At 48.0% G+C, this 546-nt stretch carries 1 protein-coding gene; it reads right to left on the bottom strand.

Annotated features, from left to right (window positions below):
* Positions 1-546, bottom strand: a 546-nt coding sequence (locus tag MT390_RS19715) for an Ig-like domain-containing protein (protein WP_499442913.1), incomplete at both ends; no start/stop codon positions are given.

Below are 546 nucleotides of genomic sequence, written 5' to 3'. Positions count from 1 at the left end.
ATTGGTATAAGTAAAGCTATCCGTGCCGTTAAAGTCAGCATTTGGTGTGTATTTCACCGTGCCATCGGCATTAACTACTACTGAACCGTTACTACCTTGGGTAACAGAGGCTACTGGCGAGATCGCTGCGTCAGTACCATCGGTTGAGTCATCATCATTTGCAAGCACATCGATATCAATCGCTGCATCTTCGTTAGTCGTCGCGGTATCGTTAGTCACAACCGTAAGGTCGTTCACGGCATCCACCGTGACATTAACCGTGGCTTCTTGGCCTTCTTCGTTGGTATAAGTAAAGCTATCCGTGCCGTTAAAGTCTGCATTCGGGGTGTATTTCACCGTGCCATCGGCGTTGATTGAGACTGAACCATTAGCGCCTTGAGTCACGCTTTCTACTGGTGAGATCGCTGCAGCAGTGCCATCGGTTGAGTCATCATCATTTGCAAGCACATCGATATCAATCGCGGCATCTTCGTTAGTCGTCGCGGTATCGTTAGCTACAATGGTTAAATCATTAACCGCATCCACAGTGACATTAACCGTGGCTTC

This window comes from Vibrio sp. 2-Bac 85 (assembly GCF_037546705.1).
GTDB lineage: Bacteria > Pseudomonadota > Gammaproteobacteria > Enterobacterales > Psychromonadaceae > Psychromonas.
The sequence above is the reverse complement of the archived record's forward strand: the minus strand, read 5'-3'. Positions and strand labels throughout refer to the sequence as shown.